This is a genomic window from Actinoallomurus sp. NBC_01490, assembly GCF_036227085.1.
Taxonomy (GTDB): domain Bacteria; phylum Actinomycetota; class Actinomycetes; order Streptosporangiales; family Streptosporangiaceae; genus Actinoallomurus; species Actinoallomurus oryzae.
Window position 1 is genome coordinate 4,398,002 of sequence record NZ_CP109433.1, and the last position, 15,141, is coordinate 4,413,142.

Consider the following 15,141-nt stretch of genomic DNA (forward strand, 5'->3'; position numbering starts at 1 on the left):
ATCCGATTCGGACTCGGCCAGACGGGACCGGGCGGCGGCCGGCTCAGGAGCGGGCGAACCGGTCGGTGGCCTCGATCAGGCGATGCAGGATGCCCGGCTCGCTGTACGCGTGGCCGGCGTCGGCGACGAGGTGGAAGTCCGCCTCGGGCCAGGCCTGGTGCAGGTCCCACGCGGTCGCCGCCGGCGTCGCGACGTCGTAGCGGCCCTGCACGATCACGCACGGGATGTGCCGGATCTTCTTGACGTCGCGCAGGAGCTGGTCGTCCTCGAGGAACCCGCCATTCACGAAGTAGTGGTTCTCGATCCGGGAGAACGCCACCGCGTAGTCGTCGGCCGCGTGCTCCTCGATCAGCTTCTCGTCCGGCAGGAGCGTGATCGTCGACCCCTCCCAGACGCTCCAGGCCCGTGCGGCCGGCATGCGCACCGCGGGGTCCGGGTCGTTCAGCCGCGCGTGGAACGCGGTGATCAGGTCGTCGCGCTCGTCCTCCGGTATCGGCTCGACGAACCTCTCCCACAGGTCGGGGAACAGCAGCGAGGCGCCCTCCTGGTAGTACCAGTACAGCTCGAACGGCCGCAGCGTGAAGATCCCGCGCAGCACCATCTCGGTGACCCGCTCCGGGTGCGTCTCGGCGTACGCGAGGGCGAGCGCGCTGCCCCACGAGCCGCCGAAGACCATCCACCGGTCGATGCCCAGGTGCTCGCGCAGCAGCTCGATGTCGGCGACGAGGTTCCACGTGGTGTTGCGCTCGAGCGAGACCGACGGGTCGCTCGCGCTCGGCAGGCTGCGCCCGCAGTTGCGCTGGTCGAACAGGACGATGCGGTACGCCTCCGGGTCGAACAGCCGGCGGTGCCCGGGACCGCACCCGTCGCCCGGGCCGCCGTGGAGCATGACGACCGGCTTGCCGGCGGGGTTCCCGCAGGCCTCCCAGTAGATCCGGTCGCCGTCTCCGGTCTCCACGAATCCGGAGTCGTACGGCTCGATCGGCGGATACAAGGTCTTCATGGCGGCATTCTCTCACCGGGGCGACGGCGGCTTCGTACCGTGACGCAGACGCGCCGGTGCGTCCCTCCGCCCAGGTCACGGCCTCTTCGCGGCGGATGCCGCAGGGGGAGTGGCGCACGAGTGATGCGCCACACGTTCCCGGACATGGCAGACAGCCTCGCGAGACGCCCTTAGAGTTCCCTATGTGAGCGATCTCAATGGTTCGGGCGGTTCTTACTCCGCGGAGGGCGGCGGGTCGTCGTGGTTGCCGGGCAACGGCAGCCGGCCGGCCCGGAGCGGCGACGCGGAACAGCCGGGCGAGGTCGTCGACCGGCTGCGGCAGATGGCGGACATGCTCGCCGGCGCGCTGGCGCAGGGTGAGCAGAAGGTCGCCGAGGCCAAACAGGAGGCCGCGGTCCAGATCGCGGCCGTCCAGGCGGAGCACGAGAAGACCAAGCAGGAGGCGACCTCTGCCTGGCAGGAGGTCGAGCGGCTCCGCACCCAGGTGCAGCAGGCACAGGCCACCGCGCGCCAGATGCTCGCCGAGCGCGAGAGCGCCAAACAGGACGCCGCCGCGGCGATGCAGGAGATCGAGCGGGTCAGCGCCCAGAACGAACAGCTCGACCAGCGCGCCGAGCAGGCCGAGGCGGCCGTGCGGCAGCTCATGACCGAGCGCGAGGCCGCCCAGCGCGACGCCGCCGCGATGCGCCAGGAGGCGCAGTCCGTTCGGCAGCAGAAGGAGCAGGCCGAGGCCACCGGTCGCCAGCTCATGGCCGAGCGCGAGTCGGCCAAGCAGGACGCCGCGGCGATGCAGCAGGAGCTCGACCGCGTACGCGCGCAGCTGGAGGAGATGAACCAGCGCGTCGAGCAGTCCGAGGCCGCCGTGCGCCAGGCGATCTCCGAGCGCGAGTCGGCCAAGCAGGAGGCCAACACCGCCTGGCAGGAGGGCCTGCGGGCCCGCGCGCAGGCCGAGCAGTCCGAGGCCGCCATGCGGCAGGCCATCAGCGAGCGCGACAACGCCCAGAGTGAGGCGGTCGGGGCCCGGCAGCAGACCGACCAGGCGCTCGCCAAGGCGCGCACGGCCGAGCAGCAGGCCCGCGCGGCCGAGCAGCGCAGCGAGCAGTCCGAGGCCGCCGTGCGGCAGATGATGTCCGAGCGTGACACCGCCCAGCGTGAGGCGGTCGGGGCCCGGCAGGAGACCGAACAGGCGCTCGCCCAGCTGCGCGCGACCGAGCAGCGGGCGGAGCAGTCCGAGGCCGCCGTGCGCCAGATGATGTCCGAGCGCGAGGCGGCCCAGCGCGAGGCCGCCGGCGCCTGGCAGGAGACCGAGCGCCTGCGCGCCCAGGCGGAGCAGTCCGAGGCCGCGATGCGGCAGGCCTTCACCGAACGCGACCAGGCCCGCGCGCAGGCGGAGCAGTTCGAGGCCGCCGCTCGCCAGGCGATGTCCGAGCGCGACCAGATGCGCGAGGACCGCGACGAGGCGCACCGCTCCGCCGGAGAGGCGCAGGCGGGGCGCAAGGCCCTCGAGGGCGAGCGCGACCGCATCTCCAAGCACGCCGCCGACCTGGCCCAGGCGCTGGAGACCGCGCAGGCCGAGCTGAACACCCTGCGCAGCAGGCTCGCCGACCTGGAGGCCGCCTCCAAGGACGCCGACGTCCTCCGGCGCCGCGTCCAGGACCTCGACGCCGAGCGGCGCCGTGCGCTCGACAGCGTCAAGCAGATCGAGAACGACCGCGACAGCGCCGAGCTCGCGCAGGCCCGCGCCGCGTCGGAGCTGGCGCAGACCCAGCGCCGGGTGGAGGACCTCATCCGCGAGCGCGACCAGGCGCTCGCCCAGGCCCGCCAGGTCGGCGCCGAACGCGACTCGATCAGCGAGAAGCTGAAAGAGCGCGAGCAGTGGGTCGACCAGCTCGCCGAGGCCGTCACCCAGCAGCGCGACGCCCTGTCGGCCCTGTCGGCCGAGCGTGACCAGGCGCGCACGTCGGCGGACCAGGCGAGGAAGCTGATCGACGATCTGACCGGCCAGCTGCGCACGATGTCGCCGGGGGCCGCTGGGAGCGCCGCCACCGGAAGTTACGCCGGGGGCTACAGCTGATCTGATCGGCTCGCGGCTGATCAGGTACATCGCCTGTTATCCTGGTGGCCCGTGGAGATTGGCCGCCCACCGGTCAGGTGGGCGCAGCCGCGACAACGACCACGGGAGCGTCCCTCTTGGCTTCGGCAGTCATTGGTGGGTCCGGAAGGACCACCAAGCATCTTTTCGTCACCGGCGGTGTCGCCTCCAGCCTCGGCAAGGGGCTCACGGCATCCAGCCTCGGCCGGCTTCTCAAACTGCGCGGCCTGCGGGTCACGATGCAGAAGCTCGATCCCTACCTCAACGTCGACCCCGGCACGATGAACCCCTTCCAGCACGGCGAGGTGTTCGTCACCGACGACGGCGCCGAGACCGACCTCGACGTGGGTCACTACGAGCGGTTCCTCGACACCGAGTTGCACGGCTCGGCGAACGTCACCACGGGCCAGGTGTACTCCAACGTGATCGCCAAGGAGCGGCGCGGGGAGTACCTGGGTGACACCGTGCAGGTCATCCCGCACATCACCAACGAGATCAAGGACCGGATCCGCGGCATGGCCGGTCCCGACGTCGACGTCGTCATCACCGAGGTCGGCGGCACGGTCGGCGACATCGAGTCGCTGCCGTTCCTGGAGGCCGTCCGCCAGATCCGGCACGAGATCGGCCGCGACAACTGCTTCTTCCTGCACGTGTCGCTGCTGCCCTACATCGGGCCGTCCGGCGAGCTGAAGACCAAGCCGACGCAGCACTCGGTCGCGGCGCTGCGCAGCATCGGCATCCAGCCCGACGCCATCGTCTGCCGCTCCGACCGGCCGATCACCCAGGGCCTGAAGAACAAGATCAGCCTGATGTGCGACGTGGACGCCGAGGCGGTGGTGTCCGCGATCGACGCCCCGAGCATCTACGACATCCCCAAGGTGCTGCACACCGAGGGCCTGGACGCCTACGTCGTGCGCCGGCTCGGGCTGCCGTTCCGCGACGTCGACTGGCGCGAGTGGGACGACCTGCTGAGCCGGGTCCACCAGCCCTCCCGCGAGGTCACGATCGCGCTCGTCGGCAAGTACATCGACCTGCCCGACGCGTACCTGTCGGTCACCGAGGCGCTGCGCCACGGCGGGTTCGCCCACGACACCCGGGTCAACATCCGCTGGGTCAAGAGCGACCGGTGCGCGACACCCGAGTCGGCCGCCCGCGAGCTGAAGGGCGTCGACGGAGTCCTGATCCCCGGCGGCTTCGGCGTGCGCGGCATCGAGGGCAAGGTCGGCGCCGCCCGGCACGCCCGCGAGAACCGCATCCCCACGCTCGGCATCTGCCTGGGCCTGCAGTGCATGGTCATCGAGGCCGCCCGCAGCCTCGCCGGGCTCACCGACGCCAACAGCGCCGAGTTCGACGAGAAGGCCGCCGACCCGGTCATCGCGACCATGGCCGACCAGGTCGACGTCGTCGCGGGCGAGCGCGACATGGGCGGCACGATGCGCCTGGGCCTGTACCCCGCCAACCTCGCCGAGGACTCCGTGGTCCGCGCGGTGTACGGCGACGCGGAGAAGGTCGAAGAACGCCACCGGCACCGCTACGAGGTCAACAACGCCTACCGGGAGGAGCTGACCGCCGCCGGCGTCGTCTTCTCCGGTCTCTCGCCCGACGGACGTCTCGTCGAGTACGCCGAACTGCCCCGCGAGACCCACCCGTTCTACGTCGGCACGCAGGCGCATCCGGAGTTCCGGTCCCGCCCGACCCGGCCGCACCCGCTGTTCGCCGGTCTCGTCGCCGCGGCCCTGGACCACGCCGAATGAGCGATCGGAGCGGTGAGCACGGCGCGCCCGGTCTCTCCTCCGGCGGGGGAGCGGACGCCGGCACCGCGGAACTGGCCGACACCCCCGAGTCGTGGCCGGTCGAGGGCCGCGAGGAGCACTTCAAGGGCCGCATCGTCGAGGTCCGCACCGACCGGGTACGCATGCCGAACGGCGACACGACCGAGGTCGTCCAGCGCGACGTCGTCATCCACCCCGGCTCGGTCGGCGTGATCGGCCTGGACGACCAGGACCGCGTCCTGCTCATCCGCCAGTACCGCCACCCGGTCGGCCGCCTGCTCTGGGAACCCCCGGCGGGGCTGCGCGACGTCGACGGCGAGCCGCCGTGGCGTACGGCGGCCCGCGAGCTCGCCGAGGAGGCCGGCTACCGGGCCCGCGAGTGGCACACGCTCGTCGACGTCTTCACCTCCCCGGGCATGACCAACGAGCGCGTGCGCGTCTTCCTCGCCCGCGGGCTCAGCGAGATCCCCGAGGAGGAGATCGACTTCGAACGGATCCACGAGGAGGCCGGGATGCCGGTCGCCTGGGTGCCGCTCGACGAGGCGGTCGCCGCGGTGCGGCGCGGGCACATCCACAACCCCCTTGCGGTGATGGGTATCTTGTCGGTCTACGCCGCACGGGAGACGGGTTACCGTGACCTTCGCGCGCCCGACGCCCCGGAAGGATGACACGTCGAGCCCCCTCGACCCGCCTGGATGAGGTGCCGCGCTGATACCAGCCGCCGGAGAAGAGCTCGGGCCAGCGCTGCGGGCCGAGGTACGCGCGTACCTCGACCATCTCGCGGTCGACCGCGGCCTGGCGGCCAACACGCTCAGCTCGTACCGGCGTGACCTGCGGCGCTACGTCGACACGCTCGTCGCTCGCGGCCGTACGGCGATCGGGCAGGTCGGCGAGGACGACGTCGTGTCCTTCCTGGACCGGCTGCGCGAGGGCGACGAGCGGCATCCGCCGCTCGCCGCCGGGTCGGCCGCCCGTGCGGCCGTCGCGGTCCGCGGCCTGCACCGCTTCGCCGTGCGGGAGGGGCTGTCGGCCGCCGACCCGGCGCGCGACGTACGGCCGCCGTCGGCGCCGCGCCGACGGCCCAGGGCGATCACGATCGAGGAGGTCGAGCGTCTCCTCGCGGCGGCCGGCCAGGGTGACACGCCGCGCGATCTGCGCGACCGGGCCCTGCTGGAGGTGCTGTACGGCACCGGCGCCCGGATCTCCGAGGCGGTCGGGCTCGAGGTCGGCGACGTCGACCTCGAGCGTGCCGTCGTCCGGCTGCACGGCACCGGGGCCAGGGCCCGCCTCGTCCCGGTCGGCCGGTACGCCCGCGAGGCGCTCGAGACCTATCTCCTGCGGGCGCGCCCGGCGCTCGGCCCGCCCGGCGGCAGCGGCGGCCCGCTGTTCCTCAACGCCCGCGGCGGGCGGCTGTCGCGCCAGAGCGCCTGGTCGACGCTGCGGACGGCCGCCGGCCGCGCGCAGCTCAAGGACGTCTCACCGCACACCCTGCGGCACTCCTTCGCGACGCATCTCCTCGACGGCGGCGCCGACGTCAGGGCGGTCCAGGAGCTGCTGGGCCACGCGTCCGTGGCGACGACCCAGATCTACACGCTGGTCACCGTCGACCGGCTGCGGGAGGCCTACGCTTCGGCGCACCCGCGGGCCGATGCCTGAAGACGCTGTGTAACTGGATTTGGGCCACTGACGGGCGGCAGCCCGGCGCGCACGCCACGACACGTACGGCCGGGCCGGCAGCACAGCCCGGGGCCGTTACAGGTCGAGCTCGCATTCCCCCAACCGGACACCCTGACACGGCAGCGGCTTGACATAGAGGCCAACGCAGACGGCGAAGTTGGTCTTCTTGGCTTGTTTCAGCGAGCCGGCCGAATCGATGGCGGCGGATGCGCCTGCTGGACGCGGTCGGATCATCTTCCTGCCTTGGATCGTGCAGCGGCGGGTGGCCGAAGGCTCGATCATTGCGCGAATGACCTTTTCGTCGGGTGAATTCGGGTTCGGCTGAACGCGGATTGCGGTGGTAGTTCGGAAAATGTACCGCCGCCCTTCGCCTAAAGGCTTGGTGTAGGTCGGGGCCGTCCATAGGGTCTATTTGACCGCGCAGGGGAGCTGGGAACGGTCGGTGACAGGTAAATGCCAGGCAATTCCGCGAAGTGTTTGGAATTCCTCGAAAGGGGCACTGTAATGGCTGCTGACGCGCATACCCTCGAGAGCAAGATCCGCGAGTCCGGTGGTGCGCTGGCGATGCTGCGGAGTTCTGCGGCGGGTCAGTTCCCGTTCCCGATCCCGCCCGAGTTCAGCAACTGGCGGGACGAGCAGACGGCGTGGAAACAGACTGCCACGCTTTTCGACCAGTCGTTCCACATGACCGACGTGTACTTCAAGGGGCCGGATTTGAAGCGGCTCCTCGCCGACGCCACCGCCAACAAGGTCGAGAGCTTCGGTAGGAACCGGGGCAAGCAGCTGATCACGATCAGCCCGGACGGTTACATGATCGCCGACGGGATCCTCTTCGGGCTCGAGGAGGACGAGTGCAACGTCGTCGGGGGCCCCATCGGCAGCAACTGGCTCTCCTATCACGTGGAGAAGGGCGGATACGACGTCGAGATCGTCCGGGACGAGGCCATCCTGTTCAACAAGACCGGCCGCCGTTTGACTTTCCGGTATCAATTGCAGGGGCCGGCCGCGTTGCAGATCGTCGAGAAGGCGTCCGGTGGCACCATGCCGACGATCAAGTTCTTCCGCATCGGAGAGTTCAGCATCGCCGGGGTGCCGGTCCGTGCCCTCAATCACACCATGATCGGCGTGCCGGGGCTGGAGAAAACCGGGCTGGAGATCTTCGGGCCTGCCGAGCACCGGGATGAGGTAAAGGAAGCGCTGATCGCGGCTGGGGCCGAGTTCGGTATGCGCGAAGGGGGATCGATCGCCTATTCGTCGGTGACGGTCGAGTCCGGCTGGATCCCGCTACCCGTCCCCGCGATCTACACGGGGGAGGAGATGCGCCCCTACCGGGAGTGGCTCGGAACCGAGACTCTGGAGGCGAACGCGTCGCTCGGCGGCAGCTATGTGGCCGACAGCATCGAGGATTACTACGTCACGCCGTGGGACTTGGGGTATGGGCGGGCGCTGCGGCTGGACGGTGACTTCATCGGCGCGGACGCGCTGCGTCGCAGGGCGAACGAACCACACCGGCGCAAAGTGTGGCTGCGCTGGAACGACGAGGACGTTACGAAGGCGTTGGCGGGCGGCCTTTTCGGGGACGAGCCGACGAAGTACCTCGCCACGCCCACCCCGGTCTACTCGACGCACCAGTACGACACGGTGCTGATCAATGACCGCCCGGTGGGGATCTCCACGTGGGTCGCCTACACGAGGAACGTCGGGAGCTTCAGCTCACTCGCGATGATCGACGAGGCCGACGCCCGCGACGGAGCCGAAGTGATCGTGGTGTGGGGCGAGCCGGACGGTGGGTCGGGTAGGCCGGGCGTCGAGCGGCACGCCCAGATCCCGATCCGGGCGACGCTGAGCACCACCGCCCTCGTCTGACCAGCCGATCCTCGCTCACTGTGAAAGGGCACGCGATGCCACGCAGCACTCTGCAGTACACGGAGCTGCCGGAACGGGCGGCCAAGCTTTTGGAGGGCTTCCTCCCGGACGAAGAGGAGATCGCCACACGGGCCGCCGAGTTCGCCGACGTCGCTCCGCGTGTGCCCGACACCGAGGGGACGACCGAGGTCCTCGACGGGGTCACCTTCACCCACCACTTCGTCGAGGTGGACGGGGATATGGAGCTGGTGCGCTTTCACTGGGCCGAGTGCGGCGAGGGGGAACCGATCGTCTTCCTGCACGGGATCCCGGATTCCTGGTACCAGTGGCACCACCAGATGGCGTCGCTGTCGGGCTCGTACCGGTGCATCGGCATCGATCTCAAGGGTTACGGGCAGTCGGAGAAGGCGCCGGGCGACTACCGCCACGAAGCCGCGGCCGAACAACTCGTGCTCGCTCTCGACGTGATGGGCGTCGACCGGTTCAACCTGGTGACCCACGACCGCGGCACGGTGCAAGGTGACTACATCGCCGCGAACCATCCTGACCGAGTGCTTCGTTACGGCCGGGGAGAGCAGCATCTCTATCACTTCCACCCCAGTCTGGCTCCACAGGGACCGATGTTCGCGGAAGCACCGCGCACGGGAATCATGGACGACCCGCGGCGCCTCGTGGTGCAGCTGTACACGTGGGTCGGCAAGATCCAGATTCCGCACGACGAGATGCGCCGGGTCATTCAGGAGTTCTCCTATGAGGGCTGCGACCGCGCCACGCCGCGCTACTTCAACTCCGCGACGTTCCGCCAGGAGTGGATCGACCGGCGTACGCGGCTGCTCTCGGCGTGGACGTGCCCGGTGCTGATCATGCAGGGCTACGAGAGCAAGACCCAACCACGGGAGTTCTACGAGAACGCCCGGGAGTACATCCCCAATGCCAAGGACGTCGCCGTGCGCTACTTCGACGCCGGCCACTTCTGGTCGCTGGAGACCCCCGGCGACGTCACGGACGCGATCCGGGACCTCCTCACGCTCTGACGCGATCGCCCCGATCCCGCACACGGCTGTCATCGTGCCGCACTCGAGTTCGAAGAGGTGTCATGTTGAGCGTTCCCTACGAGAACACGACCTCCGCCGCCCACCAGCGGGTATCCGACCTGATCGCTTCCGCGTCCCTAGAGATCATCCCGCTGAAGGGTGCGGACTCGAAGGTCGCCGAGGCAGCGCGGGGCACCACGGTGACGATCACCTGCTCGCCCAGGTTCGGACTGGAGCGGACTCTGGAGCACACCGCGGCCGCGCGTGCGCGCGGCTACCGGGTGGTTCCGCACCTGGCGGCACGAATGGTCGAGGACGAGCAGGCGCTGCGGCGGTTCACGGCCCGGATCGTGGACCTCGGTGTGGACGACCTGTATGTGATCGGCGGCGACGCGGCCGAGCCACTGGGCCGGTTCGGCTCGGCGGGGGAGGTGCTGGACGCGCTGTCGGATTTCGACCACGGCCTGCGGCGCATCGGGATCGGCTGCTATCCCGAGGGGCACCCCAAGATCTCGGACGCGGCGCTGCTGGAGGCGTTGCTGGACAAGCAGATCCACGCCGACTACATGGTCAGCCAGCTGTGTTTCGACAGCGCCGCGCTCATTCGCTGGATCGACGAGGTGCGTGCCCGGGGAGTGGACCTGCCGTTGCGGGTGGGACTGGCCGCTCCCATCAGAATCGCGCGGCTGGTGGAACTGTCCCTGAAGATCGGCGTGGGCCAGTCGCTGCGGTACCTGACCAAGCAGCACGGGATGGCCGGTGGGCTGCTCCTGGGCCGGTCGTACGCCCCGGAGAAGCTCCTGCTGGGCATGGGTGAGCGGCTGGTCACCGACGACCTGGGTATCGAGGGCCTGCACATCTTCACCTTCAACCAGGTCGACGTGACCGCGGACTGGCAGCGCCGGGTCGCCGACACCGGTGTGTGAGGCCGCGAACTTCGTTGCGAGGAAATCGGAGACGATCGTGACCACTGTCGACCGGCCGACCGCCGACTTCGTGGTCACAGTGCGGGCCCGCGGGCCACGGACCACGAAAGGAGCGCGGCGGTGACGGCTCAGATCATCGACGGCAGGAAGATCGCCGCCCGGCTGTGCGAGGACGTCGCGGCGGAGTTGGGCGCGGCGGTGGTGGACGGCGTGCCGGTGGGGCTGGCGACGGTGTTGGTCGGCGGCGATCCCGCGGCGCGGGCCTATCTGCGGCGGCTCGATCGCACGGCGGCGGCACTGGGCGTGTTCCGGCGTTCGGTGACCTTGCCCGGGTCCGCGCCGGTAGCCGATGTGGTGGCTGCGGTAAGGGAGCTGAACAGGGATCCGGCTGTGTCGGGGATCCTCGTGCTGCGCCCGTTGCCGCCGGGAATCGACGAGGCAGCGGTGTTCGCCGCGCTGGACCCGTGCAAGGACGTGGAGGCGGTGCATCCGGAGAACGCGGGTCTGCTCGCGCTGGGAACACCGCGGTACATCCCGTCCACCGCGGCCGCCGTTTTCCATGTGCTGGACTCGTGGCTGGACGAGACCGGCCAGGAGCGCGCCGGCTTCTATCACCGGGCACGGATCGTGGTGGTGGGCCGGTCGAACAACGTGGGCAAACCGGCGGTGTCGCTGGCCTTCGCCAAGCAGGCGGCCATCACGTCGGTGGACGAATGGGCCAGCGTGGGCAACCAGCTCGGGGCGTACACGCGGCGTGCGGACGTGCTGATCGTCGCGGCCGGTGTGCCGCAGTTGATCCGTGCCGAGCACGTGCGCGCTGGGGCGGTGGTGATCGACGTGGGCATCAACCTTGTCGAACACCCCGGAGAGAGGACACCGCGCATCGTCGGCGACGTGGCACTGGATGAGGTCACCGGCAGGGCCCGGGCCGTGACTCCGGTACCCGGTGGCGTCGGGCCGGTCACCGACATCTGGCTGGTACGCAATACCGTGCTCGCGGCCCGCAATGCCGCGGTCGCGCCGGGCGGCGACAGGCGGGCGTCATGATCACGTCGGAGTCCGCAAAGGTGACCGAGGCCGGTGCGGTCGCGCAGGACGGCGGTCTGGTTCTTGCGTTCGCCTGCCCGGACGCACCCGAGATCGTGCTTGCGGTGGCGCGGTTCCTGGCCGAACACGAGTGCACGATCACAGAGAGCCAGCAGTTCCGCGATCCGCGACAGGCGCGGTTCTTCATGCGCGTGCAGTTCGAGCGCACTGACGGGGAGGTCCTGGACCTGCCCAAGTTGCGGCAGGACTTCGCGCCGGTCGGGGCAGCACTGATGATGTCGTGGCGGCTGACCAGAGCCGCGGACCCGCAACGAGTTCTGATCATGGTCAGCAAGTACGGGCACTGCCTCAACGACCTGCTGTACCGGGCATCCACCGGAGCTTTGAACATCATCGTGCCGGCGGTGGTGTCGAATCATCCCGACCTAGGGGTGGTGGCCGACAACTTCGAGGTGCCGTTCCACCACATCCCGATATCCGCGTCGACGCGGGCCGAGGCGGAGCGTCGGTTGCTGGATCTGGTGGACGACCTGGATATCGATCTGGTGGTGCTGGCCAGGTACATGCAGATCCTCTCGGCGGACCTGTGCCGCAAGCTCGAGGGCCGGGCGATCAACATCCACCACTCGATGCTGCCGAGTTTCAAGGGGGCACGCCCGTACCACCAGGCCTATGAGCGCGGAGTCAAGCTGGTCGGGGCCACCGCGCACTATGTCACCGCCGACCTGGACGAGGGGCCGATCATCGAGCAGGAGGTGGCGCGAGTCGACCACGCGATGTCCGCGTCGCAGGTGACCGCGCTCGGCCGGGACAACGAATGCCTCGCGCTGGCCAGGGCGGTGGGCTGGCACGCGGAGAACCGGGTCCTGCTCGACGGCACCCGCACGGTCGTGTTCCGGTGAGCGGGCTGATGACCACCACCGCTGCGCGGGCCGCGGCGAACCCGTTCGCGCCGGGCTCCTCCGGCCGGTGTCTGGTGATGGGCATCCTCAACGTCACACCCGACTCGTTCTCCGACGGCGGGCGCTACCTGCGCACCGACCTGGCGGTCCGGCATGCTCTGCTGATGGCCGAGCAGGGCGCCGACATCGTCGACGTCGGCGGCGAGTCCACCCGTCCGGGAGCGACGAGGGTGCCCGTCGAGGAGGAGCTCGCGCGCGTCCTCCCGGTCGTGCGTGAGGTGGTCGGCGCCGGGGTCGCGGTCAGCATCGACACCATGCGATCGGCGGTGGCCGAAGCCGCGGTCGACGCCGGTGCGGTCCTCGTCAACGACGTCAGCGGTGGTCTGGCAGACCCGTCGATGGCTCGCGTGGTCGCCGATCTCGGCACACCGTACGTCGCCATGCATTGGCGAGCTCACAGCGCCGAGATGCACCTCCACACCCACTTCCGTGACGTCGTCGGCGACGTTGTGACCGAACTGCGGGCCCGGCTCGACGACCTGGTCGCTGCGGGGATCGAGCCGGGGCGCATCGTGGTCGATCCAGGGCTCGGCTTCGCCAAGACCGCCGAGCAGAGCTGGCAACTGCTACGCCGGCTCGACGCGCTGCGGGTACTGGGCCGTCCCATACTCGTGGGAGCGTCCCGCAAGTCCTTCCTCGCGCGGCTCGCCCACGACATGACGAAGCGCGACACCGCGACCGCGGCGGTCACCGCCATCGCCGCGGCCCGCGGCGCGTTCGCCGTCCGCGTACACGACGTTGCCGCCTCGACCGTCGCCGTCCAGGTCGCCGCGGCGATGCGCCCACCTGTCCGCGGTACCTCAAACAAGGACGGCTGAAATACCCGCAGATGCTGTTATGTGTGACTCAGATCACAAGCTTCCGACCGAAGTCTTCCCGGGTTCCGGTGAGGCCACGACGATTGAGGACTCTGTTCATGCGAATTGCCAACCACGATGGGCGTCTTGTGGTCGTCGCCCCGGAGCCTCCTGCTCCGTCGGCCGGTGGTGGCGAAACACCGCCCTTGCGGGCGGTGGACGTCGAGACCACGAGCAACGGACTGTTCGGCTCGGATCCGCAGGCGATCTACGAGCGCTGGGCGGAGTTTCGCGGATGGGCGGAATCGGTGGACTTCGGCCGGGCGGAGCCGGTGCCGGAACGGAGCCTGCGGGCCGCGGTGCCGCGGCCGCGTCAGGTGTTCGCCATCGGCCTGAACTACCGCGACCACGCGGCCGAATCGGGCTTCGAGATCCCGGCCGAGCCGGTGGTGTTCACCAAGTACGTCTCGAGCTTCACCGGCCCGTTCGGGGACATCACGCTGTCGCCGGGTGACGTCGACTGGGAGGTCGAGTTGGTCGCCGTCGTCGGCGCCCGGGCGCGTGGTGTCGGAGAGTCCGCGGGATGGGATTACGTCGCGGGGTTGACCGTCGGGCAGGACATTTCGGACCGGACGGTGCAGTTCGCGGCCGCTCTGCCGCAGTTCGGGCTGGGGAAGTCGTTTCCAGGCTTCAGCCCGGTCGGCCCGGTCCTCGTCACACCGGACGAGTTGCCGGACCGCGACGACGTCGAACTCGGCTGCGAGGTCAACGGGGTCAGTGTCCAGAAAGGACGCACTGCAGACCTGGTCTTCCCGGTCCCGACGCTGATCGCAAAGCTGTCCGCGATCGTGGAGTTGTTGCCCGGCGACGTGATCTTCACCGGCACCCCTGATGGAGTCGGGCACGGACGCGACCCGCGGCGGTATCTGCACGCCGGGGACGTGCTGACCTCCTGGATCACCGGGATCGGCACCATGAAGCACCGGTTCGTCGCCGCCTGATCGGCATTTTCGAGAAAGGAGGGCATCGTGGCCCTGCATCGCCTGACCGAGGTCACGATCGGTGTCCCGAACGTCGAGGAGACCGCCGCCTACTACAGCGAGTTCGGGCTCGCCTCCACCACCACCGGGGGCGGCGGGCACCGCTTCGCCACTGTCGACGGGGGCGAGCAACTGCGTATCGAACACAGTTCACGCCGACGGCTGCTGTCGCTCGGTGTCGGGGCCGACGACCCTGACGACCTCGACCGTATCGCCACCTCGTTGGTTCGGCTCGACGCCGTGGTCCGGCGTGCGGGCGACTCACTGCGGACCAGGGATCCGGTCACCGGAGTCGACGTGGTGGTGTCGGTGGCGCCGCGCATCACCCAGGCCGAGACCCCCACGCCGTCCTACAACGCTCCGGGCGATCCGCGACGACCCAACGTCCGCGCACCCGGTATAGAACGACCCGACCGAGTCAGGCCCCGCAAGCTCGGGCACGTGGTCTTCGGCTCGGTCGACCAAGCCGCCACCCAACGGTTTTTCACCCAAGGCCTGGGATTCAAGATCAGCGACGAAGCGCCGGGACTGGCATCGTTCATGCGCTGCTCGGCTGACCACCACAACGTGCTGGTGCAGCAGGCTCCGACCAGTTTCCTGCACCACACCTCCTGGGAGGTGGAGGACGTCGACGAGGTCGGCCGAGGCGCGACCAGTATGCTCGACGGCCACCCGGAGCGACACACGTGGGGTTTGGGGCGGCACTACATCGGGTCCAACTTCTTCTGGTACCTGCGTGATCCGGCGGGCAACTTCTCCGAGTACTACTCCGATCTCGACTGCATTCTTGAGGACCAGCTCTGGGAACCCGGCGTCATCGCGGGGGAGAAGAGCCTCTACGCCTGGGGTCCGCCGCCGCCCCCGTCGTTCCTCGCCCCAGAGGACCTCGCCGAGTTGATGACCGACGCCCACGACGGAGCCTGAC

14 protein-coding genes are annotated in these 15,141 nt (G+C 69.7%); 12 read left to right on the forward strand and 2 right to left on the reverse strand.

What is annotated here, in order from left to right; translation table 11 throughout:
- Positions 1 to 43: 43 nt before the first annotated feature.
- Positions 44 to 1,003, reverse strand: coding sequence for a prolyl aminopeptidase (gene pip, locus OG417_RS21055; RefSeq protein WP_329258618.1), 960 nt, complete (start codon positions 1,001 to 1,003; stop codon positions 44 to 46).
- A 184-nt stretch (positions 1,004 to 1,187) separates the two neighbouring features.
- Between pip and OG417_RS21060 the strand changes: the two genes are divergently transcribed.
- The 4 genes from OG417_RS21060 to OG417_RS21075 all read left to right on the forward strand — a co-directional run bounded on the left by OG417_RS21060 (position 1,188) and on the right by OG417_RS21075 (position 6,523).
- Positions 1,188 to 3,077: a hypothetical protein gene (locus tag OG417_RS21060; protein WP_329258620.1), complete on the forward strand. Its 1,890-nt coding sequence runs from the start codon at positions 1,188 to 1,190 to the stop codon at positions 3,075 to 3,077.
- Between the two features lie 116 nt (positions 3,078 to 3,193).
- On the forward strand, positions 3,194 to 4,849 hold the full coding sequence (locus OG417_RS21065; protein ID WP_329258623.1) for a CTP synthase: 1,656 nt from the start codon (positions 3,194 to 3,196) through the stop codon (positions 4,847 to 4,849).
- A complete protein-coding gene (locus OG417_RS21070) occupies positions 4,846 to 5,535 on the forward strand; it encodes an NUDIX hydrolase (protein ID WP_329258626.1) in 690 nt (229 codons plus the stop codon). Before OG417_RS21065 ends, OG417_RS21070 begins: the two co-directional genes overlap by 4 nt.
- Positions 5,536 to 5,578: 43 nt before the next feature.
- Entirely contained in the window at positions 5,579 to 6,523 is a 945-nt protein-coding gene (locus tag OG417_RS21075) for a site-specific tyrosine recombinase XerD (protein ID WP_442875755.1), read from the forward strand.
- 96 nt (positions 6,524 to 6,619) lie between these two features.
- On the opposite strand, the gene OG417_RS21080 is transcribed toward OG417_RS21075, so the two are convergent.
- Entirely contained in the window at positions 6,620 to 6,826 is a 207-nt protein-coding gene (locus tag OG417_RS21080) for a hypothetical protein (RefSeq protein WP_329258629.1), read from the reverse strand.
- A gap of 222 nt (positions 6,827 to 7,048) precedes the next feature.
- Between OG417_RS21080 and OG417_RS21085 the strand changes: the two genes are divergently transcribed.
- The 8 genes from OG417_RS21085 to OG417_RS21120 all read left to right on the forward strand — a co-directional run bounded on the left by OG417_RS21085 (position 7,049) and on the right by OG417_RS21120 (position 15,140).
- Positions 7,049 to 8,410 (forward strand): hypothetical protein, encoded by a 1,362-nt coding sequence (locus OG417_RS21085; protein WP_329258632.1) that lies wholly within the window; start codon positions 7,049 to 7,051, stop codon positions 8,408 to 8,410.
- A 35-nt stretch (positions 8,411 to 8,445) separates the two neighbouring features.
- Entirely contained in the window at positions 8,446 to 9,444 is a 999-nt protein-coding gene (locus OG417_RS21090) for an alpha/beta fold hydrolase (protein ID WP_329258636.1), read from the forward strand.
- A 62-nt stretch (positions 9,445 to 9,506) separates the two neighbouring features.
- Positions 9,507 to 10,370, forward strand: coding sequence for a methylenetetrahydrofolate reductase (locus OG417_RS21095; RefSeq protein WP_329258640.1), 864 nt, complete (start codon positions 9,507 to 9,509; stop codon positions 10,368 to 10,370).
- Between the two features lie 120 nt (positions 10,371 to 10,490).
- Entirely contained in the window at positions 10,491 to 11,417 is a 927-nt protein-coding gene (locus OG417_RS21100) for a bifunctional 5,10-methylenetetrahydrofolate dehydrogenase/5,10-methenyltetrahydrofolate cyclohydrolase (protein WP_329258642.1), read from the forward strand.
- Positions 11,414 to 12,319, forward strand: coding sequence for a formyltetrahydrofolate deformylase (purU, locus tag OG417_RS21105; protein WP_329258645.1), 906 nt, complete (start codon positions 11,414 to 11,416; stop codon positions 12,317 to 12,319). The genes OG417_RS21100 and purU overlap by 4 nt, the downstream gene beginning before the upstream one ends.
- 8 nt (positions 12,320 to 12,327) lie before the next feature.
- Positions 12,328 to 13,197, forward strand: a complete 870-nt coding sequence (folP, locus tag OG417_RS21110) for a dihydropteroate synthase (RefSeq protein ID WP_329258648.1) — start codon at positions 12,328 to 12,330, stop codon at positions 13,195 to 13,197.
- A gap of 98 nt (positions 13,198 to 13,295) precedes the next feature.
- Positions 13,296 to 14,177 (forward strand): fumarylacetoacetate hydrolase family protein, encoded by an 882-nt coding sequence (locus OG417_RS21115; RefSeq protein ID WP_329258651.1) that lies wholly within the window; start codon positions 13,296 to 13,298, stop codon positions 14,175 to 14,177.
- A gap of 27 nt (positions 14,178 to 14,204) precedes the next feature.
- A complete protein-coding gene (locus tag OG417_RS21120) occupies positions 14,205 to 15,140 on the forward strand; it encodes a VOC family protein (protein ID WP_329258654.1) in 936 nt (311 codons plus the stop codon).
- Position 15,141 lies beyond the last annotated feature (1 nt).

Coding starts and splice junctions, on each gene's coding strand:
- OG417_RS21095 (WP_329258640.1), top strand. CDS start 9,507: ATGTTGAGCGTTCCCTACGAGAACACGACCTCCGCCGCCCACCAGCGG.
- OG417_RS21080 (WP_329258629.1), bottom strand. CDS start 6,826: ATGATCGAGCCTTCGGCCACCCGCCGCTGCACGATCCAAGGCAGGAAG.
- folP (WP_329258648.1), top strand. CDS start 12,328: ATGACCACCACCGCTGCGCGGGCCGCGGCGAACCCGTTCGCGCCGGGC.
- OG417_RS21115 (WP_329258651.1), top strand. CDS start 13,296: ATGCGAATTGCCAACCACGATGGGCGTCTTGTGGTCGTCGCCCCGGAG.
- OG417_RS21070 (WP_329258626.1), top strand. CDS start 4,846: ATGAGCGATCGGAGCGGTGAGCACGGCGCGCCCGGTCTCTCCTCCGGC.
- OG417_RS21090 (WP_329258636.1), top strand. CDS start 8,446: ATGCCACGCAGCACTCTGCAGTACACGGAGCTGCCGGAACGGGCGGCC.
- pip (WP_329258618.1), bottom strand. CDS start 1,003: ATGAAGACCTTGTATCCGCCGATCGAGCCGTACGACTCCGGATTCGTG.
- purU (WP_329258645.1), top strand. CDS start 11,414: ATGATCACGTCGGAGTCCGCAAAGGTGACCGAGGCCGGTGCGGTCGCG.
- OG417_RS21085 (WP_329258632.1), top strand. CDS start 7,049: ATGGCTGCTGACGCGCATACCCTCGAGAGCAAGATCCGCGAGTCCGGT.